20 protein-coding genes and 1 tRNA gene are annotated in these 24938 nt (G+C 49.9%); 12 read left to right on the top strand and 9 right to left on the bottom strand.

Annotated features, from left to right (window positions below; all coding sequences use genetic code 11):
* Positions 1 to 33: 33 nt before the first annotated feature.
* Positions 34 to 597 (bottom strand): elongation factor P, encoded by a 564-nt coding sequence (efp, locus tag K3757_RS05435; RefSeq protein ID WP_259999947.1) that lies wholly within the window; start codon positions 595 to 597, stop codon positions 34 to 36.
* Between the two features lie 219 nt (positions 598 to 816).
* On the opposite strand from efp, the gene K3757_RS05430 reads away from it, so the two are divergent.
* A complete protein-coding gene (locus K3757_RS05430) occupies positions 817 to 1137 on the top strand; it encodes a DUF6280 family protein (protein ID WP_008228933.1) in 321 nt (106 codons plus the stop codon).
* A 156-nt stretch (positions 1138 to 1293) separates the two neighbouring features.
* On the top strand, positions 1294 to 2754 hold the full coding sequence (locus K3757_RS05425; RefSeq protein WP_259999946.1) for a cobyric acid synthase: 1461 nt from the start codon (positions 1294 to 1296) through the stop codon (positions 2752 to 2754).
* Between the two features lie 2 nt (positions 2755 to 2756).
* Here the strand turns inward: K3757_RS05425 and K3757_RS05420 are convergent, their stop codons facing one another.
* The 3 genes from K3757_RS05420 to K3757_RS05410 all read right to left on the bottom strand — a co-directional run bounded on the left by K3757_RS05420 (position 2757) and on the right by K3757_RS05410 (position 6199).
* Positions 2757 to 3854 (bottom strand): hypothetical protein, encoded by a 1098-nt coding sequence (locus K3757_RS05420; RefSeq protein WP_259999945.1) that lies wholly within the window; start codon positions 3852 to 3854, stop codon positions 2757 to 2759.
* Positions 3855 to 4033: 179 nt separating this feature from the next.
* Entirely contained in the window at positions 4034 to 5464 is a 1431-nt protein-coding gene (locus K3757_RS05415) for a TolC family outer membrane protein (protein ID WP_259999944.1), read from the bottom strand.
* An 81-nt stretch (positions 5465 to 5545) separates the two neighbouring features.
* A complete protein-coding gene (locus K3757_RS05410) occupies positions 5546 to 6199 on the bottom strand; it encodes a protein-L-isoaspartate O-methyltransferase (RefSeq protein WP_259999943.1) in 654 nt (217 codons plus the stop codon).
* Between the two features lie 477 nt (positions 6200 to 6676).
* Here K3757_RS05410 and K3757_RS05405 point away from each other — a divergent pair.
* Positions 6677 to 6750 (top strand) — tRNA-Cys (locus tag K3757_RS05405).
* A 61-nt stretch (positions 6751 to 6811) separates the two neighbouring features.
* On the opposite strand, the gene K3757_RS05400 is transcribed toward K3757_RS05405, so the two are convergent.
* Positions 6812 to 7822: a site-specific integrase gene (locus K3757_RS05400; protein WP_259999942.1), complete on the bottom strand. Its 1011-nt coding sequence runs from the start codon at positions 7820 to 7822 to the stop codon at positions 6812 to 6814.
* Positions 7823 to 9421: 1599 nt separating this feature from the next.
* Between K3757_RS05400 and K3757_RS05395 the strand changes: the two genes are divergently transcribed.
* The 4 genes from K3757_RS05395 (at position 9422) to K3757_RS05380 (ending at position 15528) form a co-directional block, all read left to right on the top strand.
* The gene (locus K3757_RS05395) at positions 9422 to 10399 is read left to right on the top strand and encodes a hypothetical protein (RefSeq protein WP_259999941.1); all 978 of its coding nucleotides are present in this window, start codon (positions 9422 to 9424) and stop codon (positions 10397 to 10399) included.
* A 282-nt stretch (positions 10400 to 10681) separates the two neighbouring features.
* Entirely contained in the window at positions 10682 to 12859 is a 2178-nt protein-coding gene (locus K3757_RS05390) for an AAA family ATPase (protein WP_259999940.1), read from the top strand.
* 10 nt (positions 12860 to 12869) lie between these two features.
* The gene (locus K3757_RS05385; RefSeq protein WP_259999939.1) at positions 12870 to 14795 is read left to right on the top strand and encodes a UvrD-helicase domain-containing protein; all 1926 of its coding nucleotides are present in this window, start codon (positions 12870 to 12872) and stop codon (positions 14793 to 14795) included.
* Positions 14796 to 14997: 202 nt separating this feature from the next.
* Positions 14998 to 15528, top strand: a complete 531-nt coding sequence (locus K3757_RS05380) for a hypothetical protein (RefSeq protein ID WP_259999938.1) — start codon at positions 14998 to 15000, stop codon at positions 15526 to 15528.
* A 160-nt stretch (positions 15529 to 15688) separates the two neighbouring features.
* On the opposite strand, the gene K3757_RS05375 is transcribed toward K3757_RS05380, so the two are convergent.
* Positions 15689 to 15940: a helix-turn-helix transcriptional regulator gene (locus K3757_RS05375; protein WP_259999937.1), complete on the bottom strand. Its 252-nt coding sequence runs from the start codon at positions 15938 to 15940 to the stop codon at positions 15689 to 15691.
* Positions 15941 to 16048: 108 nt separating this feature from the next.
* Between K3757_RS05375 and K3757_RS05370 the strand changes: the two genes are divergently transcribed.
* A complete protein-coding gene (locus tag K3757_RS05370; protein WP_259999936.1) occupies positions 16049 to 16804 on the top strand; it encodes a ParA family protein in 756 nt (251 codons plus the stop codon).
* Between the two features lie 243 nt (positions 16805 to 17047).
* Complete coding sequence (locus K3757_RS05365) at positions 17048 to 17308, top strand: hypothetical protein (protein WP_259999935.1); 261 nt, start codon at positions 17048 to 17050, stop codon at positions 17306 to 17308.
* Between the two features lie 87 nt (positions 17309 to 17395).
* Here the strand turns inward: K3757_RS05365 and K3757_RS05360 are convergent, their stop codons facing one another.
* Complete coding sequence (locus K3757_RS05360; RefSeq protein ID WP_259999934.1) at positions 17396 to 18223, bottom strand: HNH endonuclease; 828 nt, start codon at positions 18221 to 18223, stop codon at positions 17396 to 17398.
* A 3-nt stretch (positions 18224 to 18226) separates the two neighbouring features.
* Positions 18227 to 19948, bottom strand: a complete 1722-nt coding sequence (locus tag K3757_RS05355; protein ID WP_259999933.1) for an AAA family ATPase — start codon at positions 19946 to 19948, stop codon at positions 18227 to 18229.
* A gap of 545 nt (positions 19949 to 20493) precedes the next feature.
* Here K3757_RS05355 and K3757_RS19100 point away from each other — a divergent pair.
* The 3 genes from K3757_RS19100 to istB all read left to right on the top strand — a co-directional run bounded on the left by K3757_RS19100 (position 20494) and on the right by istB (position 23177).
* On the top strand, positions 20494 to 20727 hold the full coding sequence (locus K3757_RS19100) for a transcriptional regulator (protein ID WP_409202573.1): 234 nt from the start codon (positions 20494 to 20496) through the stop codon (positions 20725 to 20727).
* 151 nt (positions 20728 to 20878) lie between these two features.
* Positions 20879 to 22468, top strand: coding sequence for an IS21 family transposase (istA, locus tag K3757_RS05350; RefSeq protein ID WP_259999932.1), 1590 nt, complete (start codon positions 20879 to 20881; stop codon positions 22466 to 22468).
* Positions 22461 to 23177 carry an IS21-like element helper ATPase IstB gene (gene istB, locus K3757_RS05345; protein WP_259999931.1) on the top strand — a complete coding sequence of 239 codons (717 nt, stop codon included), beginning with the start codon at positions 22461 to 22463 and terminating at the stop codon, positions 23175 to 23177. Before istA ends, istB begins: the two co-directional genes overlap by 8 nt.
* 456 nt (positions 23178 to 23633) lie before the next feature.
* Here the strand turns inward: istB and K3757_RS05340 are convergent, their stop codons facing one another.
* Entirely contained in the window at positions 23634 to 24632 is a 999-nt protein-coding gene (locus K3757_RS05340; RefSeq protein ID WP_259999930.1) for a hypothetical protein, read from the bottom strand.
* Between the last annotated feature and the right edge of the window lie 306 nt (positions 24633 to 24938).

The following is a 24938-nucleotide window of genomic DNA, read 5'->3' as shown; positions in this document are numbered from 1 at the left end:
GCTGCGTTTTTAAATCCGAATTATTAGAACCCATCAGGCGCGTTCTACATATTCCATTGTTTCTGTGTTCACGATGATATCCTCATCGGGCCCCACGAAAGGCGGCACAGAGACTTTAACACCATTGTCCAGAATGGCGGGTTTGAAAGAGTTCGCTGCGGTCTGACCTTTTACCACCGGCTCTGTCTCGACGACTTTGCAGGTCACTTTTTGCGGCAACGCGGCATTGATCGCCTCGTCTTCGTGGTATTCGACAACGATCATCATGCCATCCTGCAAGAACGGGCGACGATCCCCCAGCAGATCGGCTGCAAGCTGAACCTGCTCGTATGTGTCTGTATCCATTAGCACAAGCATGCCATCGTCTTCATAAAGAAACTGCTGGTCTTTCTGCTCAAGACGCACACGCTCTACTTTATCGGCGCTACGGAAGCGTTCATTCAGCTTGGAACCGTTGCGCAGGTTCTTCATCTCTACCTGAGCGAAGGCACCGCCTTTTCCTGGTTTGACGTGGTCGACTTTTACTGCCGCCCAAAGACCGCCGTTATGTTCCAGTACGTTTCCTGGACGAATCTCGTTTCCGTTGATTTTGGGCATGTGGCAAAACTCTGACATAAGGTTGATCAAACAATGATCAGCCCTATATCTTGAGTACAATGCACAAGCAAGCAGCCCAGTTTAGGTCAACTAGCATACAAAGACATGCAAATTGAACATATCAGCCATGCACAAACGGGGTATCCGAATCGCTCTTAATCTGTCAGAAGAAGCGAACGCCGAAAATGACAAGAGCAAGAATAAAGGAAGGACGACGAGTTGAAAGATTTCGTTGATGGCACAGCTTTTAATAACGAGCAAGGCAACCGTGCCCGTAAACTTTTTGCAGCCGTAGTACTGGCTGCACTCGATGATGCAATCGCAGACGACAAGAAATATGGCAACGGTCCAGAGCAGATCGCCCGTTGGGCACGTTCACGCGACGGCCGTGAAGTTCTCAGCTGTGCTGGGATCGACCCGAACGAACGTGTTGTAACCGGCCTGATGGATTTTGTGGGCAAAGGCGTTCGGACTTCCGTCGCCCTGTCACGCGAAGAATCAGAGCGCCGCAATGCAGCTCAACAGGCCGAAGCCGCATAAGCGACTTACGGAATTTACCTAAAAAAGACGCAGCCTTCGGGCTGCGTTTTTTTTTCGTCTGACGGATTGAGTTTACTGTTGTCTCTGGCGTTGAATCGCTCTTTTCCTTGGCTACCGTTTGCGCCACTTTGCCCGTGACCACATAAGGGGCAGATAATGGCAAAAGCGATCATGATCCAAGGTACCGGCAGCAATGTCGGCAAATCAATGATTGTCGCAGGCATTCTGCGGGCCGCCCGCGCGCGAGGCCTCGATGTCCGACCGTTTAAGCCTCAGAACATGTCAAACAACGCCGCCGTCACCAGCAATGGTGGCGAAATCGGCCGCGCACAAGCGCTACAGGCCCGCGCTTGTGGTGTCGCCCCTCACACCGATATGAACCCGATCTTGCTGAAGCCTCAAACGGCGACAGGTGCACAAGTCATAGTACAGGGACAGGTTGCTGGTCATCAGGAAGCGCGTGATTTCGGGCGCAATAAGCAGACGCTCATGCCAGCAGTTCTGGAGAGCTTTCGGCGACTTGCCAGTGAATGCGATCTTGTCGTGATAGAGGGCGCAGGTTCCCCTGCCGAAACGAACCTGCGTGCAGGCGATATTGCAAATATGGGTTTCGCCCGTGCTGCCGGTGTCCCTGTGATCCTCATGGGGGATATCGACCGTGGTGGCGTGATCGCGCAGATCGTAGGGACCCAAGCAGTACTCTCCGCGGAGGATCAAGCACTGATCAAAGGGTTTTGCGTCAACAAGTTTCGTGGCGATCGCAGCTTGTTCGACGCAGGGCGCGACGACATTGCCGCGCGCACAGGCTGGCCCAGCCTTGGGGTACTGCCATGGTTCGATCAAGCCGCACGTCTGCCTGCCGAAGACGTGATGGATTTGCCAGCACGGGCGCGCTCCGGCGGCGCCGGTCTGGTCGTAGCGGTGCCACAACTGCCGCGGATCGCCAACTTTGACGATCTTGATCCACTAGCCGCCGAGCCTGCTATCGACTTGCGCATGATTACGCCGGGCATGGCGATCCCTGCAGAAACTGATCTGGTGCTACTGGTGGGAAGCAAGTCCACCATTGCCGATCTGGCAGCCTTGCGGGCGTCCGGCTGGGATATAGACATCGCGGCCCATATCCGGCGTGGGGGACATGTGATGGGCCTGTGTGGTGGTTATCAGATGCTCGGGCGCACGATCACCGACGCGGAAGGAATTGAAGGCCCGGCTGGTACTGTCGACGGCCTTGGCCACCTGGACGTCCACACAACACTGGAGCCTGTGAAAAACCTGCTGCTCAGGGATGGGACACATCTGGAGAGCGGCGCACCCCTGACCGGTTACGAGATTCATATGGGCCGGACGGACGGGCCTGATTGCACCCGCCCCTGGCTGCGACTTGGAAACGTGGATGATGGTGCAGCCAGCCGAGACGGACGTGTTATGGGCTGCTATTTGCACGGCATCTTTGCGTCAGACGCTTTTCGTGCTGCCTATCTTGGCGGGCTCGGAGCATCGTCTTCTATTGTTTTTGAAGATCAGGTTGACGAAACCCTTGATGCGCTCGCCGCCCATATCGAGGCATATTTCGATCTCGACGCGCTGCTGGCTGCGGCGGTCGAGATAAAATAGGCCTATTCCATTTCCTGTGCGGTCAAGGCGCGGTGGATTTCACGGCGCACAAGTTTGCGCACGTTGCGTGTGATCCGTTCACCCAAGGCGCCTTGCAGTTCGGATCGGACAATCTCGCTGACCAAATCGCGCAGCGCTTCTTCGTCAATCACCTGATCGTCGCTGCCGAATGCTGCGCCTATTGGCGTATCCTCTAGGGCCTCATCCGCTTCGGGTATGGCATCGATTTCGTCTGCATCAAGCGGTGCACCATTGGCATCCAAATCAACGTCATCTTCCCACACCATGGCCGAGGTGTCGGCCGCGGCAAGTTCGTCACTCGCTTCGCCATCAGGCTCCCATTCTTGACGGGTTTTTCCAATAGCAGCGCCTAGCGCGGCAATCGTCGCCTTTAGCGGGACGCTCGCTGCCCGCAGGTCGCCGAAATTAATGTTCTGCGTGTCAGGTTCGTCTTGATCAGGCTCGAAGAACGCTTCGTCACCCGTCTCATCATCAGCCTGCACTTCTACATCTGTAGAATCCGGTTGCTTTGGTAAATGATCATTCCAATCGAAATCGTCGCTAAGATGATTTTGGCGATCTTCGATTTCTACAGGCGATGACCCGGCCTCGTCAGAAATGTCAGACTTGGCGCCTGCTGCGGCGCTGTCATCTTCGTCCTTCCAGTAGCTTTCATCGCTGTAATCGTCGTCTTCGTGCGGACTATCGTCTGCCTGAGGCTGCGTCTCAAGGGTCTCCTGAACCAATGCATCAAGCGCATCCATAATCTCGTCTGGTTTGGAGTTCTGCGTAGTGGGTTCCGCCGCCACCCCATCATCGACGTCATCAGCCGCCTCATCCGGTTGCATCCATGTCTCGCGGGCGACCGATCCGAGATCAAGCGGGGCTGCCTTCTGCTCCGTGGCTTCTGCGACGCGCAAGGCAGGGGTTAGAACCAAACGCTCCGCTGCTGGTTCCACTTCTCGCTCGGCTGGGGCCGGAGTTGCCAATTCGCGTGGCGCGCTTGAAAGCCCCGCGAGCGGACGCTTGTCTTCTGATACCAACCGGCGGATCGAAGACAAGACATCTTCAACCTCTTCGTTTGTTACGGGCTTTGACATTTTTCACCACTCTCTACTCAGTCGCAAAGATAGCGCGCAGATCAGATTCTCACAATGGTCGGAAAATCGTTAATAATTATAAAACTAGCCTGTTGCCTTCACGCAGTCCTTGACCGCGGATGGACTAAGGGCCGCCCTTTCCAGAGCGGCCCCATGTAGATCATCAACCCGGCGCTGCTTCAGTCTTTTTGCAACCGCTTAAGAACCCGGTCCAGTTGTGCGCCCTGCTTAGACTTCGAAGTGGGGCTATTTTTGACCAAATTATAATATTCGTTCACATCATATTGCTGGATCGGCAAACGCAAGTCGGTGGCTGTCAACCGCCCCATGGCTGCCAGTACACCGTAGGCGGCGTTGTACAGCTGGGACTGGGCAGAGATACGCGCAGCTTCGGCATCAAGCAGGGATTGCTCAGCGTCAAGCACGTCCAATGTTGTCCGTGCGCCAAGGGTCGCTTCTTCGCGCACCCCTTGGAAAGCAATGCGCGCGGCGCGAATTTGACGGTCAGATGCCGCAAGCGAAGCCCGAGCGGAGCTAAGTTGTGCATAGGCGATGCCGACGTTTTGCTGAACATCACGGCGGACGATGTGCAGATTGCCCCGCTGGGCGTCGCGTTGCGCCTGTGCTGCGCGCACTGCGGATGAACGCGCGCCGCCTTGATAAAGCGTACCACCGGCGTTGATACCAACACTGGCACCTGTGCTAAAGTTACTACTGTCCAGATTTTCACTGAGCGAGAGCGCGCCTTGTGCCACCACAGTCGGGCGCTTCGCGGCTTCGGCCCGTTTCACAGACAGGTCCGCTGCTGCGACACTGTGCTGAACAGATCGCAGGCTTGGGTGCAAACGCACGGCAAGCCCCTTCGCCGCATTGATGTCACCGCTGAGTGTGGGCAAATTCGGCGGCGGCGACAGGCGACCGGGCTTGCGACCGATCACATTGCGATATTCTTCGATCGCGATGGCAAGGTTACCCTGAGCCGTGGCAAGGCCACTGCGGGCCTGCGCCAACTGCGCCTCAGCCAAAGCAACGTCTGTGCGGGTGACTTCTCCGACTTCGAAACGGTTCTGGGCAGCACGCAATTCCTGTGTCAGGACGCGCATGTTGTTCTGGCGGAGCTGCACAAATTCATTGGCTTCGATTACGCCCATGTAGGCCTGCACACCGCGCAGCAGAACCTGCTGTTCAATCGAAATCAACGTCTGGCGCGTTGCCAAAACTGTTTCTTTCGCCACTTCGATACCCAGCGATGTCGCACCGCCATCATACAGCAATAGCTCTGCGATCAACTGGCCATTGGCAACGAGGCTATCAACATCCTGCGCCCCAAACGTGGTGGAGTTTTGTGCCCGCCCCAAGGTTTGCGTGATACTGGCCGTCCAGCGCAGCACAGGTTCCAATGCGGCGCCTGCTGCAGCCACGTCTTCATCTGCTGCCCGCAGCAATGCGCGGTTCTGTTCCAACAATCCCGAATTTGTGTAAGCGCTGACAAGCGCGTCGGCCAATGTATCAGCCCGGGTAGCTCCGCCAAGTGACACAAGAACCACCGCAGCAAAGCCGCTGATCCTTACAGCCTTTCCGGCAGTATGCCTGATCTTACTCAATACCATCTTATTGCCTCCGATCACGGCGCAAATCGCGCAGATCTATGTTTGTTATTTTTGTCACACCGCTTGGCGGTATGAAGACATTCACAGGGTGAACGACATTTCTTTTTCAAAGCCCGGCAAAACGGGCGCACTTGCATTGAACGCCAAACGCCAGCTGATCTTACCGCCGCGCTTATAACCGATACGGGCCTCACCAAATGCGTTCTGCATAAACAGCGCCGCAATCCGGCCACCTTCCTTGAGCTGGTCCGTGATCGCAGTCGGCACGTCCGAAACGCCGCCTTCCAAAACGATCACATCGTAGGGGCCGTGCTGCGGCGCGCCATCAACCAACAGACCTTGATGCACCACCGCGTTATCCGCACCAGCCGCCATCAGAGCGTCCTGCGCTTCACGCGCCATGTCTTCATCCTGTTCCACTGCAACAACTGCCTGCGCCATCCGCGCAATTACAGCTGTTGAATAGCCCAGGTTACAGCCCACGTTGAGAACCAGTTCGTCACTTTCTATTGCCAGCGCATCAAGCATTTTTGCCAAACTGCGCGGCTCAAGCAGTGCGCGCCCCTGCCCCAGATCAATGTTTTCCCCGACATAGGCAGCTTCACGCTGCACCGCCGGCACGAAATCTTCGCGCGCAACATGAAGCATTGCCTCAATAATCGGGAATTTAGTCACATCCGAAGGGCGCACCTGAGTATCGACCATCATCGTGCGTCTTTTAGAGAAATCAGTCATGGGGGAATGCTCGTTTTTTGCAGAATCCTGTTCGGGTTAATGTGCCACAACCCGCAGCTGGCAGCAACGCCACATACCGGGTCGCGTAAGCCAACTATACGCTAAAACGCACAGAATCACAACGCAACCTGTTGCGGAAACTATGTTTTGATCAAAAGTTGCAAAGCACGCTATTGAAGCTAATCATTCTTGAAAGGCGGATTAAAGAGATTTGCGGCCTGATTCACAGCTTGCGCCCTGAAGTATGAGCCAACAAAAACCAGTAGCGCGGCTCGCTCTGAAAAGCCATCAGCGACAATCATAGAGGCCAGATCAAACAGACGATAACAAAGCCAAGCCGAAAATAACGAACAACTTTTACGCTGCCTGCCAGCCGCACGCCCTACTGTCGAAGCCAAGAAAGTTTCACGCAAAGCAAGAACTCGATTTTACCCCCTTGCAGCTTCGGCTGGGAAACCCTAATAAACGCAAGGCTTCGGCGAGTTGGCGGAGTGGTTACGCAGCGGATTGCAAATCCGTGTACAGGAGTTCGATTCTCCTACTCGCCTCCATTTACTTTCAATGACTTAGCGGATCGAATGATCCAGCACGTTTGAAAGTCTAAACAAACGTCTAAACATTCTGTTTTTGTTCCGTTCTCTTTTGCTGTGCTTGAATGGCTCGCATCTTCTGCCGAACTTTTTTGGTATAGTGCAGAACCATCGCAGGGCTTTGCCCCGTCACAGCCGCGATGAGATCATCACTGCACCCAGCTTCGAGAAGCTCGCAAGCCGCGTTATAGCGCCAACTGTGAATATCAAAGTCCAGCGCCCCAACCTGTTCCCTAATCTTACGGACAGCCTGCGAGGCACCGCGATAAGACCAGCGGTTTGTGCCGCGCTCATTGGTCAGGATGAAAACTGAATGACGGCTGGCAGCATCAAGTGCGGCGTTGAGTTCTGGAAGGATTGGAACCCAAAGCTCTTTGCCCGTCTTATTCTGCCGTATGGCAAACGCACCGTCTTGAATGTCGGACCAGCGCATTTCTAGAACGTCCCCGATCCTCTGCCCTGTGCCGAGGCAAAGCTCCATAACGAGCCTTTCCCGCGAGCCAAGCGGACAAGAGTTCCGGTAAGCGTCTAACAAATCGCGGGGCCAAGGCTCTCGTGCGACTTTCTTAGCTTTAATCTCTGGAACGCCTTTAGCTGGGTTTGCTTCGCGCCACCCCAAATCAACGCAGTGCTCCATGAGTACACGAAGTACACGCAGAGAATAATTAGCGAAGTACGCTTTCTCCGCGTTTGCGTCACGAAGCTTGATAACGTCTTTCCGCTTCATATTGCATGGATTTGCATCCGCCATGATCGAAAGAAAGAAATCCAAGTACTTATCATAATCCAGAGCAGTTCGAGGCTTTAGCCTCTTATAGCGGTGCGAACTGCGATAGTCCTTGACCAACGCGCCGAAGTTCCGGGCATTGACCCGCTTTGGCGGTGCTTCACCATTTAAAATGTCCGCATATTCTTGCCAGAATTCTGCCGTTTGAAACTCATTCTGAAATTTGCGCGAGGGCCACCCCCGCCGCTGAAAATACAGACCGTTTCTCTGCCTATACACATGCTTTGGAAGCTCACGTTTTGTCATAGCGCATATCAATCCTCTCGAACTCGTCAGCGGTTGGTTCACTTGATAGCACAAGTTCGATCTTCCTGCCCTCAATTGTGACACGACTGACCGTTCTACCTGCTTTCTCAAACGTGCTGAGCAAACTCAATGCACGTTGTTCCACCGATGACGTTGACATTTTTCTTTCCTCACTATCGGTTCGAGAAAAGACAACCATATGGACTCTAGCAACAGGAAAATTTTAGGGTTCACCACTAGATGCATATAGGTTTTGTAACAATTCGTTACTAGAGATTAGCGGCGCGAGCTAACGCCGAACCGATTAGCACAATCAATCCCCATGTCTAAAAGGCCGGATTGCTCCCACATCGATGACAAGAGACTAACCTTACCCAAAGACTCACAGCCCCGCGCGAAAGTTCGAACGATAAATCGTGCTGAGTGTTATGGTTCGTTTTGGAGATGCCTTTGCCACCTATGGTATTGGTCCGCAGTCCCGCGTGTTAAGTGGTGACCGACTGCCGTGCAAAATTTCGGCCACCTTGATCAGTGTTCACCACTAAAAGGATATACCATCAAGAGTGTGTAAAAATATCCCGCCTATCGCCCTCTCCGATACTTACGTCTCCGAGGGCGATAGGCTTGCGTTGGGAACCAAGTCACAGCATTGGATTGAGGCCAGCACTTTCGCGCATCACGCAGAAAGCGGCGCTAGGAGCGCTACTTGCGCTCTCAGCACCCCCAGTTCAAAAATGCACCATAACGCTTGATCTAAACGCATCTCCGCGCCGCTGAGAGCGCCTTAGTTTCCCTGACGAATACTGAACACCAAACAACAGAGATTAAAAGAGCTGGTCTTGATGCTTTAATAGGCGGAAGGCGGTCATTCGCTACGCCCCGCACCAACGGCAGCTTTGCGCAGAAAGTGTGCTCTGCAAAGTCACGCGAACGGCCCTTACCGGACCTTAGTCAACGCGCCGCAAGCTGTGGTGCATATTCCCAAGTGATTGCCGCTTGCTTGCAATTATCCCTGCCGCGCGATGTCAATGAGATTGATTATTGCAAATCGGATCCAAGATCGACGTCGTGTTCCTTGAGCGAGTCTAAAGATCGTAGATTTGGAAGAGGCTGCTCAATCCGTTGAGCACTCGGCACTCGTTAAGAATGACCTTGCGCCATGGTAGCAGTGGCCGGAAGCGCGTAGACCTCAAATATCGCAGCGGTTCTGGCCATTGCGGGGTAAGAGAAGCATCCACGCCAGCATTCATTCTCCACTCATTGCACCAACAACACGTTTACTACTGAGAGGGCGTATTCTCTTGAAAAACTCCGCCGCCTCAAAACATCCTCGGAAACTTGAAACGTTGCTCTCGCAGCAAGGCCATTTATCCCACGGACCAGCCATCACTCTAACGTGCATGCTGAGCAATCGGTCAAGGTCTAATTTGGGGACGCTAATTGCGGCTTGGACCCGTCGTCGACTATCGAGGAGTCGCGTCGCCTAAAATTACAAAATACTTTTCGAGGCTGATAACGGCAAGCGGGCCGAGGATGGCTTTCTCAATTGAATCATGTAAGCCGTCTTAAAGATTTTTTGGACCTAGGGATGCTTTGAAGATGCTAGAACTCATCAGGCTGCTTGAGACTTCAGGTCAAACTGTTCGTTCCGATTTTCGTCGTTGGTTTGAAGAAATTCCAGTTGCCGCGAGTTGGACAGTTGCCTCGGACTACAGCGTTGGAAACAAGAACAAGAAAAGCGACGCGTTTTCTTTTGTAATTATGCCAAAGCATGACACCGATCAGAATATTGCATCGTGGATTTCCGCGTTTGCGCCAAAGGATATCAAAGGAACGCGTACTCCGTCTAATGAATTCCTAGATTATTTTTGTTCGCCGGTAACTTTCAGTTATAATTTCTTAGTTGAGAAAGACAGCAACTACTTGAAGGCTGCAATCACAACAGACGCTATGAAATCTATAGCAAAAAATCTTAGAGAAGTCGTTGCCGATTGGAAATCCGCAGAACCGGGTAACGAACAGTACTACACCGATTTGGACGGAAAATGCCAACAGCTGGAACGCGAGCTTTCCAGTAAGAATCCGTCAACGGCGCTTCTTCGGAGAATTTTTCTAGTTGCTTCATTTGGCGCGCTTGTATTCCACTTAATTCACGAGGAAAAATCGCCTCTAAGTATCCGGTGGATAACTGATCGTGATGCAATGTTTGATCGGCACGATGGGCTTGCGTTCGATCTCGCCTGGTTGTTGTTTCAAATCATGAGGAGGCGCTCAGGGGGTGTCATTGACGTTCTTAGACCGCAACTTATGTTTGCATCTCCGCTTATGGACGGCATCACGAAGCACGACGAGTTCGTTAGGTTGCCTGACTATTTGGCTGGTACGCTTGCTGACCTTCGATTGCCCAATGTAATGTTCAGCCATCCCAAATTTCCGACGATTTTTAACAGGCTTTTTGTGGACGCATTGAACAACGCGATAGTTGAGATTGTAGCGCCAACTGGTCGTGTTACATCGCGACGCCTAGCGTTTGGAAATCTGCCTCAGGGCGCCAATACCATTAAGCATCACAAGTAGACCTTTTTCAGCTGTCGGTCAGCTCTATCAGAAAACGTCGAACTTACCCCCTGCTGCTGACGTAAACGTCTGGTCCTGCGATGGCACCGATGTTCAGGTGGCCGCGGCAGAGTTTGGTTATCTTACAAAGATGCGTTAGAAGTTATGTAGTACTTCTGCGGTCAAATATTCAGTGAGCGAAAATATTACTTCCTGTTAAAGAGGCAAAACCGCCTTGCACCGTTGAACATCTATACAACAACTATAGACTTAAGGTTGTATTTTGAATTTGGATAGTTGCGTATGAAAATTTCGTCGTTTTGCCTCAAAAATTACCGTAGACTGATTGATGTAGAGTTGGTGCTGGACGACCAAAAAACGATACTGGTTGGGGCAAATAATAGCGGCAAAACCTCTGGTATTGGCGCTCTATACACTTTTCTAATGCGGCCTGAAAACTTGCGAGTGCGGGATATATCGAAGCAGCATTGGCAGTTAATCTCATCAATCGGAGTGCAGCTTGGCGCAGACGAGATCAGCACTGGGCGACTGGAAACGCTGAGAATGCAACTGGTAAGTCTTTTACCTCGGCTCGATGTGACTATTTGTGCTGAGGCAAGGGAAGCCTATAGGGCCAGAGACATCCTCCCCCATCTTGATTGGCGGGGAGGACCACTGGGGGTCAGGATCGCATATGAACCAGTGGAAATTGCAAAGTTGGCGGCAGACTACAGCAAGGCAAGAGAAGTGGTGGCAAAGCACGACGGCGTTTCGCTATGGCCAAAAAATCTTTTCGACTTTCTAGAGAAGGGTAGCAATTTTAGTAAATATATAAAGCAGAAGCACTATATTCTTGGCCTCGATACGGAGACCGCAATAGACTTGGATGAAGATGGTGAGCAAGCGGGAAAATCGGAGCCCCGTCTTCAACCATTAAATTCCGGTGCGCTGCGAAAGTTGATCCGAGTGGATGTGATCTCCGAACAGCGAGGGCTTGGCACCGAGGATAGTGCTAATGAGAAAGGGCCATATTCAGAGAAACAAAGGTTGCATAAACTGCTTCGCGAGTACTACGACCGCTTCTTGAATCCTGATGATTTTCCAGAGGCGGGAGATATTGAGGTTCTCCAAAAACAACAAGAGATGGAAGAAGGATTTACAAAGCGCCTTGAGCAACAGTTCAAAGCGCCCTTAGAAGAACTGGTAGATATGGGGTACCCCGGTATTGGAGGTAATCCTACTGTGGAGATTGCTGCCAAAATCAGTGGCACAGACGCGCTCCAAAAGTCTTCATCGGTCCGATATCGCTTTGATAAAAACCAAGATGAGAACCTTCCGGAAAGCTATCTCGGGCTTGGGTATCAGAACTTAATCTACCTTACGTTTCGGCTTTTGGGTTTTCGTGACAAATGGATGCGAAAAGGGAAGTCTGTATCGTCTGACGAAGATTTAACTGAGGAAATCGAGCCAATTCACTTAGTTCTAGTTGAGGAACCAGAGGTCAACTTACACGCTCAGGTACAGCGAGTGTTTATAGCGCAAGCTTACGAAACACTACGAAAACACCCCGCACTAGGTCAAGATTCAACTTTTCAGACTCAGTTGGTTGTGAGTACTCATTCGAGCCACGTCGTAAACGACGTCAATTTTAAGGACCTACGGTACTTTCGCCGCAGTTCCGCAAATGGTGCAGTCAATATGGATCATACATCCATTGAAAATATGTCCGAGTTATTCTCCACAGATGAAGATGCAATGAAATTTGTCAGTAAACACCTTAAGCTAACTCATTGTGACATTTTCTTTGCTGATGGGGTCATCTTTGTCGAAGGTCAGGCCGAACGACTTTTGGTTCCCGAGTTTATTGCCAATAGGTTTAGAGGGCTGTCCAAGAGGTATCTGTCCATTTTGGAAGTAAGCGGCGCTCATACGCACAAATACAAAGCTCTTGTCGAAAAGTTAGGTGTGGTCACACTCGTTATCACGGACTTGGACTCGCGGGACGCCGCAAAGCAAAAATGTGCACCGCAAAAAGGTGTAACCCAAACAACAAGCAATTACACACTCACAAGCTGGTATCCCCGAAAGCGCTTGATCGATGCTCTAGTTGCGCTTCCCCCAGAGCCCTCTTCCAGTAAGAGTTCGACCGTACCTTTATTTGTGGCTTACCAAAAGCCGATAGTACTCGGTGAAAATGAAGTTCTCAGCAGAACTTTTGAGGATGCGCTTATTCTTGAAAATTTCGTTCACCCGCACTTCGACGGCATCGCTAAATTGCAGGCAGCAAAAAAGAGCTTCGAAGACGGTTCAGTACTGCTTGAAGAGGCTCTATTTAGATATGTGCAAACGCTAACAAAAGGTGACTTCGCTTTTGATTGCCTTTTTTACATCGCGTCAGAAGCTGATAATTTTTTCGAACCGCCTGCATACATCCGCGAGGGTCTTGAATGGTTGCAAGCCCAGTTATTCCCCCGTTTATGAGCGAGACACCATGCCCAACGACCACACTTTAGCCACTACCAAACCAATAGAGCATGACAACCCGGTCGATGCAGGTATTCGGGAGTGCTTGCAGCTAGGATCAGGGAAGAGCTTTATCATCTTCGCTGGAGCTGGATCAGGGAAGACCTTTTCACTTGAGAACGCGCTAAAACATTTAAGATCTCTGTACCAAGAAGTGTTCTCGCGTCTTGGTAAACAGGTTGCAGTTGTCACTTTTACAAACAACGCCGCCGACGAAATTCGAGATCGAGTTGAGCGAAACTCAATTTTTACCATCTCAACGATCCACAGCTTTTGTTGGCACACAATCGCGGGGTTTAATGAGGATATTCGGCAATGGTTTTTGTCAGAGATACCAGGTGAACTTGAAAAATTGAAAGAACAGGAACGTCGGGGGCGTGCTGGCAAAGCGTCCGACGCAAGAAAAAGGAGTATCTTACGCTTAACCGAAAAGATGGAGTGGTTAGCCAATCCACAGGAATTTAAATATGATCCCAATGGGGTAAATTCAGCTCAGAATGCTCTTGCACACGCTGATGTTTTGAAGATCTTTGCCCATTTTGTAACAGTTAAACCGATGATGTCAGAAGTTCTTGCTAACAAGTACCCGTTCATATTTGTGGATGAGAGCCAAGACACTAACAAAGATGTGATCAATGCAATATTCTCGCTACAAAAAAAACAAGCTGATAAAACCGTTGTTGGCTTGTTCGGTGACAGGATGCAGCGCATATTTGGTGGTGGAGAGCCCGAGCTCGGCAAATCTCTTCCTAGCCAATGGGAAGAGTTTGACAAGCAGATGAACCATAGATCCGCTAAGCGCATTGTCGGGCTAGGGAATACCATCAGAAAAGAGGATGATGAGCGGCTACAGTATGCCAGAGATGGTGCTACCGAAGGTTTCGTTCGATTTTTTTTGCTTCCTCACGGAACCAGAGACAAGGATCAGGTAGAGCGAGGTATTAGGAAGTTCATGGCAGAGACTGCTGGTGACCTAGCGTGGAATGTGCCCACAGCCGACCAAACCGCAGTCTTGCTACTTGAGCATAGAATGGTCAGTCGCCGACTTGGTTTTGAGTTTTTGACAGACGAACTTTCTAGATCAAGTCAGATTAGGGACCGGCTTTTTGTGGGAGAAAGCTCAGAACTAAACTTCTTTTCAAACTCTGTCTTACCGTTAGTGGAGGCTGGACAAGCTGAAGACGTATTTGAAACCATGAAAATCCTACGAGACAACAAGTCGCCATTACTCCATGAGTCCGTATTCGTTGAGAATGAAACTGACCCTTTGCGTGTCGCACGCATAGCTGAAAGTGCGCTCAAGTCCGTTGCATCTAACAGCAACGTTTCGTTGAAGGACGTTCTGGCTGTCATTGCTGAACATAATCTTCTGCTTATCCCTTCCAAGCTTAAGTCTTTCGTGACCATCCAAGATGAAGTTTTGCCAGAAATTGATCTCGACAATGATATGATTGTCCCAAAAATTTCCGATCCACTGCCAGATGATGACGAATTTGACGCATGGGCGGCAGCGCTCGATACACCCTTTCGACAAGTTCGGGGTTACCGCGACTATATTGCGGGCAAATCAATCTACCGAACACACCAAGGGGTAAAGGGGAACGAATTTGAACGTGTAATGGCTATTATGGATGATGATGAAGCTGGTGGTTTCATGTTCTCCTATGAACAGTACTTCGGCGCGAAAGAGCCGACTGCAGAATTAGTCGCGAAGGACAAGGCTGGTGAAGAAACAGGATTGGGTCGCACTAGACGGCTATTCTACGTCACCTCAACAAGAGCGAAAAACAGCCTTGCTCATGTTATTTATACCGCCAACGTCGAGGCGGTGCGACAGAACTTACTGATGCGTAAGTTGGCAACCGAAGAAGAAATCTTGGTGTTGCCATTCTAATCGGCTTTAAAGCGTGCTTTGTCATTAGTTCGCGCGGTTGCCGCTAATATCTGTTTCGATAGGCCATGCTGCAACATTATTATTAATTACCAGAAGGCTGCTTTGGGCGGAGCGACGACTAGTCATAAAGCTCAAACTGATAATCTCGTCGATGATAGAAAAGAAGAGTGGTTCGGCGCACTCTCAATGAGGAATCTTTATTTTGACCCGTGATCGATGGATGGAAGACCCGAAAGCTGTAGAGGAAGCCGAGAAAGTGTATGCTTTTATTGGAATTTATGTGATTAGTTTCCAATGGTTTGAAGATAAAATTGACGAAATATTTACTCTTGGAAAGGGTGTGACAAACTCAAAAACGACGCTCAACTGGTTGGTCAAGAAAACCTTTAGCGACAAGATAAAGGCCTTTCATAAATTTGCGATAGACGATGAGTTTTTTCGCTTGGCTCCACAAAAGGATTGGTATGATGAGCTTGACATCATTTTAAAGCAGCTCGACGAAGAGCGTATCCGACGCAACGGACTCCTTCACTCCAATTTTATTTTTGACTTTCTTGCAATAGGTCAGCCTGTCATTTCGAACCAAGTAAAAAAAGAGAACGGCGTGGCCCAGATTCATAACCATGAATTATCAGTTGAAGTTCGAGACGGCATCCTACAGGAACTTGCGGATCTATCATTTCGCTTCTCAATGGTGTGCATGCAATTGAGAAATCTAGCTAAAAATCCTTGAAAATTTTAGAAACAAGCTTTTAATGACAGCCGCGGGAAAGCTGCAACGCCGCGTCAATTCGATTGGATTATGTCTCTTTTGGACGGTTCGGAACGTTCGGATGAGCTATGAGCGTCGTTGATCGATTGAAGTGGCTATCTAGCCGAATGCTAACTTTGTTCTATAGCCGGTCGGGCAGTTGGCTTTCGATAAACTTGATAAAATTGTATGACTCTCGCTCACAAACTCTCAAGATAAATAGCAACTCAATCACATCTAGCCGTCTTTCGCCCACTTCATACTTGCCGACAAATGATGGTGGCTTTCCCAGTTTCTTGGCCAGCTGGGCTTGAGACAAACCAGCCTCGCGACGCACCTCCAAGAGAGCTTTGAGCAGTTTCGAATATGCTTCCGTGTGAACAGTACCAGCCAAGATTTGATCCGCCATTATTATGACGAGATCGCTACCCCCATTTCGGGTTTACCCCCAAAATGGGGGTGATATACTGTACTTGCCGGATCGAGCAGGAGAGTACCGCCAGTGACCATTATCACTTTCTTCAACCCGATTGGCGGCAGCGGCCGAACCACTGCTGTCATGGCGATAGCCTCAGCTATCCTTGAAGAGAAAAAACAGAAACCTGCAGTTATAGACATGACAGAGGAAGCCAAGCCCACCGGTCATGGCAAACCGTCTTCGCTGACGGTTTGGGAGAGCAAAATAGTAGAGTGTGGATTTAGCTTCGACGACTTCAGAGTTGAGGAAGTCCACAATTTTGAAAGCATGATCCGTTCTGACTGTTATTGCGAAATGGATGGCTTCGCTTACCTGCTTGTAGACACGCCAAGGCGTCCAAACGACCTCGTGTTGGATATGCTAAGTCGAAGCGATCTGATCATAGTGCCTTTCAGGAACGCATCAGAAGCAGCCGTGAGCTGTAAACTGCTTGCTAAGCACGGCAAAAAGAAAACGCTGATCTATGGCTTGGTGTCCGGCGTGGAATCTGATGAAGAATACGAACTTGTGAAAGCTGCGTTCACAGGGTTGCCCGTCTTGGATAACTACCTTCCAAATGCGCCTATATTCGAACGACAGCACAAATGTGGGCACCTGTTTAACATGGACGCCCACGAGGGCGATCCAGAAAGCCTTCCGCCCGAAGAAGCGCAATTCAGTTTGATGAATGAGAATGGTTGTGTGTCGGCACAGCTTCTCTGGAAGGAGGTTCATTCGATTATTTGCAAGGATACCTTGCGAAAAGTCGAGGCGAGGCGCTCAGTCGATAACCCTATATAACTTCATTAATGTCGGGTTTCAAAGGCCGCGCCGCCGCGCGCCCCCCCCAACTTCCGGAAAGGTCTCACGATGCCCCGCTGCTCACGTTTTTCTTGAAAGCATCTGCGTTTGCTGCTCTCCTTACACTGCCCACCTCCGCTGTTACTCCAAGAACAGACTTTCACGCCGCTACCTACACCCGCAGAGCGGCCTTATCCTTACAATATCCTTGGAATGCAGCCCGGTGAAAGTATTGAGGATGCTATGGCGGTCATGACGATCCGCAGCGACGACGTGCCACCAGGCGAGACCGATGTCATCAGCGTGCAATCCCTCGATGGCCGTTCTCTAGAGTTTTCATACGAGCGGTTCCGCCAGATCGGCGGGTTGACCTTGAATGAACGGATGGGAAAAGTGGATTTCCCAAAGAACGTGATCGCCTCCCTGTCCTCGGACGCAATGGAACAGCGCCCTATTGCTGTCCGCAGGTTGATGCGCCTCCCGACAGACGAACTATCCAACTAACTGCTATAAGATGACATAAGCGCCGATTAATTTTTCGGAGAATTACAGCTCCATCTAAATGCGAAGGCGCGCCGGCTTCGGTAACTTTCACACCTCAGGCGGCAGCACCGAGGCGATAGCCTCGTTTCGTAGATATTCTATTGCGTGGGGGTTGCTTAGGATGCCACGCAAAAGGGCTGCCAGCCAACTATTTGCCCCCCTTGCATCAAGAGCCACTCGAAGCTCCATTGTAAGCTGATGCGTAACGCTTGTGGTGGTCAGCTTTGGATCTCTAAGCTTAATTTGGGTTGGAAGCGATGACCATTCATTTGCCGTCGATAAGTCGAACTGAATACCCAAGACGTTCTCAAGATGGAACGCGACAATTTCTTTCTGCGGTTCCTCCAAACTGGGAAGGGCACGGGGAATAAACCGCGCCGCTTTGAATGGCGATATGATCTCTACTTGCCAGATCGCTTGTTCCGCCCAACGGTCGAAATAGGGATGAATGAACCGCCGCGGATTCTCGCCATGAACTGTGGATCCCTTCACTCCAGAGTTGCAGTGGGTGCAAGCGGGTATAAGGTTTGCCCGCATGATAGAGAACTCAGGGAAAACCGTGCGGGGGAGGTAGTGGTCTAGGTCACCGATCACTGGTGACCCGCATACTGGGCACGATTTTAGCCCCTTTTTCCGCCTCATGCGACGAAGCTCACCAGACCCCTTGCGGTTGTCGTACAGCTTATACTGGCGGTCATGAACACCTGGGCCGAAGTTTTGCGGAGCAACCGCAAACGGACTTCCCGAATTTGCTCGGTATGCCTGATACGCTGCGATCCACGCGGCTTGGTGGGGCGTCCATTCCGGGTTCTTTGCTAATTTAGTGAGCTCCGCCTCATCATCGGCGACAGTCACAGGAAAAGTTAGGTGCTGCATTTGTCAGGCTTCCGGCTCATCTTCTTCAGGCACGGCAGCAAGAGGTTCGGCCAACCGGCGGGCAATAAAGGAAAGGCTCTCAGAATTCAGTTGAGCTCCATATTGTTCAATGACGCCGTCAATACCGAGTTCACGCCCTGTGTGATCGGCCCAATCTGCTAATGTCTTTTGAAAGCTATGAGATATGACAGTATCCCCGAACACGAATTGAGAAATGCTATCGATTGTCGCCCCGAAGGTTTGCATGCGCGGCCTGTCGATACGTATCTGACGGTCTTCAAGGGTGAGGACGTTAACGCGGTCACGGGGGGTCTCGCGTACGACATAGGCCGAGTGCGTTGCTATGACGGCAATTGATCCGGTCGACTGCAGCAGATTGTCGAGAATTTCCATCAAGTTCGAGATGAAATTAGGGTGAAGATGTGTCTCTGGCTCGTCCAACAAGAGCAGACTACCCTGTTCTATCGCTGACGCTGCCTGGGTTGCGAACCGGAGCATAGCGTACTCACCACTGCTGAGGCGGCGCACTTCCATGTCATTATTGAGGATTATAGTTTTTCGATCCCATTCGACTTGCTGTATCAATCGGATGGAATTTTGCTCTTCCAGATGTTTGCGTATTGGAAAGTAACTTTGGCCCTCAATTTCTACAACGTGCGGTAGCGTATCCCCGGGGATTCGCGCTCGCAGAGGCACATGAAGTCCCCGCCATAGACCAATTGGCTCAAGAGCTTCTTGGATCACATCCATTCGCGACTTGTCTCGGTCTTGCCCCAACACGTTTCGGTCGCCAGATTTTCGACACGCTATCAGAGCGGCAAGTAATGTGTCCGCACGGTCATCAATATGGGAGTTTACTGCAAAATACTCATAGTCAATACCGTGCCATGCCCCAATTGAGCGAGGAAAGGGATCGGTTGGAACCGACGAAAATACGATTACCCGCGAAGGACGAAGGGCAGGCAAAAAGCGTTGACGCGAGTAATCAGGTTTTTGTGGGTCATAAAGACCATCAACAATTGCTTTTAGGAGTTGTGTTTTGCCGACGCCGTTTCGGCCTATGAGAACAGAAGCCCTATCGCGGAAAATTTCATCCTGATCGAAATGGAAGGGTAATGTATAGGGATTGTCGGCACTGAGCATGCGCGCCGAAAACACGAAATCACTGGCTAATTCTTCCACTGGAGGCGGTGGATTAGGTCTAAAATAACGCCCTCCGCGTCTTAGAGCATCATAGGCACCACCATGACGAAGTGCACCAAAGTGGAAATCTTCACCGCCGATTAATGTGAGCAGCTCGGGATTGCTACCTTCCACCCTTGCGACGGTTGCGTCATGCATAATCCGCAGCGCGCTTACCCCGATCTCAAAGCCTAGAGCCGCGATGACATCCCGATACATATCGGTATCAGGGAGCAGTGAAGCAAAAGGTTGTTCGATATTGTTAACTGCGAGTAAATCACCGAACTTTCCAAATAACGCAGTAAAAACGTTCGAACTCCGGTTACTTCCTTGGAACATCACTCGCATATGGAAATCTAGGGTTTCTCCTTCAACGGGGTGAACATACAATCTTGCGAAAAAATTGCGTCCAAAATCATTCCAGCCTGGATTGTCGTGGTCGGGTATGATTGCAATGATAGGTTTTGGAAGTTCTTCGAGGTTTTCGACTGATTTCGCGATATAAACATCGACAGGCACGTCGGCTGGAATGACTTCGGGCATTTACTTCTCCTAAGTGACGCAGGCCGGGAACGTAGCACTTTGTCAAAAGCGGGGGTGTCCGCTTTTTTGTTTTCTGCTGCAATACACGGGGCAATCCCGTCAACTCATGGACGAGCATTATCGTCATCCAATCGTAGAGAACAACCTCTCAAATGGATCAGTGTGACTGCAATCCGATGTCGATCGAGCTGATAGCTTGAGTGGGGGAATCACTGCCGTCTCCCTCCAATATCTCGATATTCCAGCGCACCAGAGCCCTTTTTCAAGAATTAATTTTTGATATTTAACTATCTGGTTATCGGCGCGGTACCAGCCATTTTCTTCGAAAATCGCTGATTGTTGCATGCCATTGGTGGGTGATCAAACTGCGAATTGACACGATATACCATGCTAAACTCCTAGATCGGGTGTCTCTAGTGCAAAATATACACCCCTCTAAGCCCGTCCAATCCCAGAGAAAGAATAGACATAACAGTCATTTGCCAACTATCTTCAGCTTGACGCAGCACTTGAAGGCCAGCTAGTCATAAGAATACTAGCGATATATGGACGCCAAGATGGAACGCACTTCAGTCGCCATTAACAAGCGTGAATTCGTTAAAGCCCAGCTTCGAAGTAGTGGAACTTCTCTAAGCCAAATCGGGCGCGATCTTGGTCTGAAACCGTCAACAATATCTTCTGTCTTGTCCGGTGCGAGATCGCAAAAAGTTGAACGAGCAATTGCAGATGCGCTCAAAAACGAGCCTCAACTTATTTGGCCAGAGAGGTATTCCCCATGATCTAGTCAAAAGAAAACCGCCGAAAATCTTCGGCGGCTTCCTAGAATTAGTTATCGATTGGCGTTGGTATCTAGTTCTCTCAAATCAACCAAGCGAAGTCAAGGTGGGTGCTGCCCGCCAATGGCCGCGCTTACCAAAATGAGAAATTAGTATGTTCACAGATATACAGCGCCGAGTGCGTTACCTCTTGCAAAACCGGCTCAACAACACTCAAGTCGCTGATTTAACTAACTGTTCGCGAAACACAGCCGCTGGCTGGCGGGCAAGGCTTGCCGAACTCGACCTCAGCATTGAAGAAGCGGACGATATGGATGACGATGAACTTCGGCAGCTAGTCACCCCAGGTGTCTTCACCAAGAAGCAAACCTTTGCGATGCCAAATTTTAATCAGATTATGGTGGAGATTACCGAGCGTAGCGTAAACATTTCGACTCTTTATGATGAGTATAAAGAAAAGATCGATGTTGGTGAACGCCCGATGTCCCGGTCAACATTTTTTCGGTCTGTTCGGCAGCACGCCAAAGAAAAACAGATAACTATTTCCTTCGAATACGAACCTGGTGAGCAAATCCAAGTCGATTTTGTCGGTCGCAAGAAGAAGAAACAGCCAATACTTATGGACCAAGATGGGCATGAACAGAACTATGAACTGTTCTGCGCTGTGAGCTCAAGAAGCCGAAAAACGTTCCTTCTCGCGATTGAAAGTCAGTCGAAGCAACCAGTATTGGCTGCTTTCACCAAAATGTTAGAATTCTTTGGAGGCGTGCCTGTACTTGTTACGGTGGACAACTTCAAAGCTGCAATTTCGGAGCCTCGCAGGGGTAAATCAGAAGCTGTAGTTACTGCAGAATTTCAGGAGCTGGCTGATCACTATGGGTTTGGTTTGAAAGCGGCGAGAGTACGTAAACCGAAGGATAAGGCGTTAGTTGAAAACGGAGTTGGCATTGTACAAAATGATGTTTTGGCGGCCTTTCGAAACCGCCGGTTCTTTTCGCTCGGCGAGATGAATGAAGCTATCCGCGCACGTTTGGAGGCGCTGAACACTCGCCCCCTTACGGGTCACTTTGGCGAGAGCAGAAGTGAAATTTTTGAACGTATTGATGCTGACGGTTTTCTACCTCTACCTGCAACGCCATATGAGCACGGTCTTTGGTCTCGAAAAATCCGGGCTGGACGCGATTATCATGTTTTTTCGGAGGGTAGTCGCTACTCAGTTCCGTGGCGTTTCGCCAATCAACTGATGAACGTAAAAGTCACAACGACAACGGTGCACATCTACCATCTCGGGCGATTGATGGCCACGCACCAAAAGAGCGTTGAAAATGGTAAATTGATAACGAACCCTGATCATATGCCGGCTGCTCATCGCAGTGCAGCTCTAACACGTCTATCGGGTCTGAAGGGCTACGTACATGATATTGGTCCAAACGCCGAGCGGCTGATCGACGACCATTTTCGCGTAAACAAGCGGCCCCAAGAGACCGCCAATACTGCTATCAAACTAAGAATATTTACCGAGCAGTATTCGCCAGAACGGATTGATGCTGCCTGCGAAATGGCAGTCAATATTGGGAAGCCGTCTGCTAAAAAAGTCGAGTGTATTCTTGCTGGCGGACTAGACCAGTTGCCAACAGTTTCAAACTTTTCTCCGGAACATCCAATGCCGAAAACAAATGTACGTGGGGCAAATTACTTTGCCGAACTTTTAAATCTACCAGCGGGAGGTACGGAAGATGTCTAGCGCTCAGATCTTTGAACTTCTGCACGAGCTTCGTTTGGCCGGTTTCCGTGAGGAATTAGAGCATCAACTTCAGCTTCCTCAGTATTCAGATATGCCTATCCAAGACCGCATCCTACGTATGCTTCAAGCTGAGACGGAGCGACGTTATAATAACAAAATTGAGCGCTTAATGAAATCAGCTCAGTTCAAATACCAAGCAGAGCCAGAAGAGATTAATTTTCGAACGGGTCGTAACCTTGATAAATCGGAGATGCTTGATTTACTTAAATGCGATTGGGTCAAGCGGAAGCATAACCTTGTCGTTTCGGGCGCTTCGGGTACTGGGAAAACTTGGCTTGCGTGCGCACTAGGGGTCTCTGCGGTTCGGCATGAACTTGCGGTTCGCTACGTTAGAGTTGGGCGTCTTGTGGAAGAGGTCATGTACGCACGATTGGATGGCACGATTGCCAAATTTCGGGCGAAGCTATCTCGCCTCGATGTGCTTATCATCGACGACTTTTCCTTGAGCCCAATGAAAAAGCAGGAATTAACGGATCTCTTTGAGATAATTGAGGACCGCTCATCGCAAAGCACCACTATCATGATTGCGCAAAGATCCCCCGATGAGTGGTACGACTACATCGGAGATCCGCTTTTGGCGGACGCTTTTATGGATCGAATAAGAAGCCGAGCGCATTTCCTGCGTTTGGAAGGTAAATCGATGCGCTAGCGCGAGGACGTACAATCTCATTGAGATTGTGCGCTCAATGACTTGAGATATAGCTGCCCAATGACAAGGGATTTTGCACTGTGGTGCCGCTTGCGCAAACCGCACATTGACTTCACTGATCGAATAGCGGCTGTATCGGACTTAGTTGCCGTTCAGTGTGATGTTCAAACATTCTGCTATCAGCCCTTAATATCGGGCACCGCTCAAGGACATATTTTTTGTTAGGTCTGCGCCGCATGGTGTATGAAAATCTAGATCGGTTGACGCCTACGCCACACTTCCACTGCGCACTGCCGCAAGTCGCGATGTTTCGCACCTAAACTCTCGGATGTAAAACTGTCACGCAATTGCTGATCTCCAGTCTCATAGGCACATCAATTTGATGTTCAAGAAAGGCGAAACAGCTCATCAGCCAGTGCCAAAAGTCATATGCTGGAGGTTCCCGTAGGAGCTTCCTTAACCATGGTTTAAAGGATCAAGAATAGTCTGCGTGTGCACTAAAAGATCGTCAAAGGGTAGATTGATGGGTCGAAGTAGATTTGGGAACATAATCCTTTGATTGTTTCGACTGTCGAATAAAAACGGCCTCAATACTATCCGAAACTCGCGTTCTTTGGAAAATTCAGTGGGTTTTATCTGTTCTGAACGATCTATGGCTTGTAAAACTTCGCTTACGTCATGTTTAGACATATGTTCAGAGAAGGTTACAGTTCTGCTTCTGTATTCAACGAGTCGCAGGTCCGCAAAGACACGAACAGTGAGATTAGGATTGGGCAGAGGCGGGTAAGAAAACCCTGGTCCTTGCAGGGGACCGACAGTTTCTGGAATCTGGCATTCCGGAAAGGCCAAGTTTTCATATAATACAGCGATCAGCCGTTGAACAAAGTTATACAGCGAAGTTTCAGGTATTGACCAAACAGAATCGTATTGTGGATCAAGTATTACTGCGCCTACCTCGGGTGATGTGCTTAGGCAGAGTATATAAGCGTCTGCCACTTCAGCGTGCACATCGATTGTTCCCTGCACGGTTACATCTCGCTCGGTGCGCTTAGAAAGCTTGGCGTCAGACGTGCTGTACACACACCCAGATGTAAGTTCGCCATGAAAGGGGCGAACGATGATATTATGTGAGATTTCATCAAAGTCTAGCGGTAACGTGTGATGTGTAATATCCAATAACTCTTTGATATTTACCTTTGTTGGCTCTGGAAAAGATACGGATACATTGAAAGTGCCTTCGTACGGATCAACTATAAATCTGTTCTCGCTTCGCCGGTACTCAGACAGCGTTCCGAGCCGAAGTGTACTACCTAACTTAGGTAGATACTTCTGTGCACAATGCTTGTAGAGGCTGCCGAAACTACCAGCTGACGCTGGATCGGCATCCTCGATGTGAGGAAGCTGAACTGGTGGAGATGTGTGGATAATTGTAGATCTTATAATTTTGTTAGCCAATGTTGCGCTCTCATATCAATAGCCAAAACTTTGTGCATATAGCCCTCATCGGACATACGGCAGCAATCTCCAAAATGCCAAGGCAATCCATACTCATTCAGCGCTGTATAATCCGTGCGCTAGGAACTGTTATGAATTTCTATAATTTCAATGGGCGTCAAAGCCCTATTTAAGGTAATTTGGTTACGTCAGCAGAAGCAATTTTCTACGCGAAAACCCGAAAGTCGTATTTCCAAAAATTTTGTTTTCAGACTTCGTTGGATTGGCGAAAGCCCACTCGATGCAGACACAAAGTCGTTCTACAAC

The organism is Sulfitobacter sp. S223 (genome assembly GCF_025143825.1).
In the GTDB taxonomy this organism is placed as follows: domain Bacteria; phylum Pseudomonadota; class Alphaproteobacteria; order Rhodobacterales; family Rhodobacteraceae; genus Sulfitobacter.
The sequence above is the reverse complement of the archived record's forward strand: the minus strand, read 5'-3'. Positions and strand labels throughout refer to the sequence as shown.

Excerpts from the sequence above, each read along its gene's own strand:
- efp (WP_259999947.1), bottom strand. The coding sequence starts at position 597 with ATGCCCAAAATCAACGGAAACGAGATTCGTCCAGGAAACGTACTGGAA.
- K3757_RS05425 (WP_259999946.1), top strand. The coding sequence starts at position 1,294 with ATGGCAAAAGCGATCATGATCCAAGGTACCGGCAGCAATGTCGGCAAA.
- K3757_RS05420 (WP_259999945.1), bottom strand. The coding sequence starts at position 3,854 with ATGTCAAAGCCCGTAACAAACGAAGAGGTTGAAGATGTCTTGTCTTCG.
- K3757_RS05415 (WP_259999944.1), bottom strand. The coding sequence starts at position 5,464 with ATGGTATTGAGTAAGATCAGGCATACTGCCGGAAAGGCTGTAAGGATC.
- K3757_RS05410 (WP_259999943.1), bottom strand. The coding sequence starts at position 6,199 with ATGACTGATTTCTCTAAAAGACGCACGATGATGGTCGATACTCAGGTG.
- K3757_RS05400 (WP_259999942.1), bottom strand. The coding sequence starts at position 7,822 with ATGACAAAACGTGAGCTTCCAAAGCATGTGTATAGGCAGAGAAACGGT.
- K3757_RS05395 (WP_259999941.1), top strand. The coding sequence starts at position 9,422 with ATGCTAGAACTCATCAGGCTGCTTGAGACTTCAGGTCAAACTGTTCGT.
- K3757_RS05390 (WP_259999940.1), top strand. The coding sequence starts at position 10,682 with ATGAAAATTTCGTCGTTTTGCCTCAAAAATTACCGTAGACTGATTGAT.
- K3757_RS05385 (WP_259999939.1), top strand. The coding sequence starts at position 12,870 with ATGCCCAACGACCACACTTTAGCCACTACCAAACCAATAGAGCATGAC.
- K3757_RS05365 (WP_259999935.1), top strand. The coding sequence starts at position 17,048 with ATGGCGGTCATGACGATCCGCAGCGACGACGTGCCACCAGGCGAGACC.
- K3757_RS05360 (WP_259999934.1), bottom strand. The coding sequence starts at position 18,223 with ATGCAGCACCTAACTTTTCCTGTGACTGTCGCCGATGATGAGGCGGAG.
- K3757_RS05355 (WP_259999933.1), bottom strand. The coding sequence starts at position 19,948 with ATGCCCGAAGTCATTCCAGCCGACGTGCCTGTCGATGTTTATATCGCG.
- K3757_RS19100 (WP_409202573.1), top strand. The coding sequence starts at position 20,494 with ATGGACGCCAAGATGGAACGCACTTCAGTCGCCATTAACAAGCGTGAA.
- istA (WP_259999932.1), top strand. The coding sequence starts at position 20,879 with ATGTTCACAGATATACAGCGCCGAGTGCGTTACCTCTTGCAAAACCGG.
- istB (WP_259999931.1), top strand. The coding sequence starts at position 22,461 with ATGTCTAGCGCTCAGATCTTTGAACTTCTGCACGAGCTTCGTTTGGCC.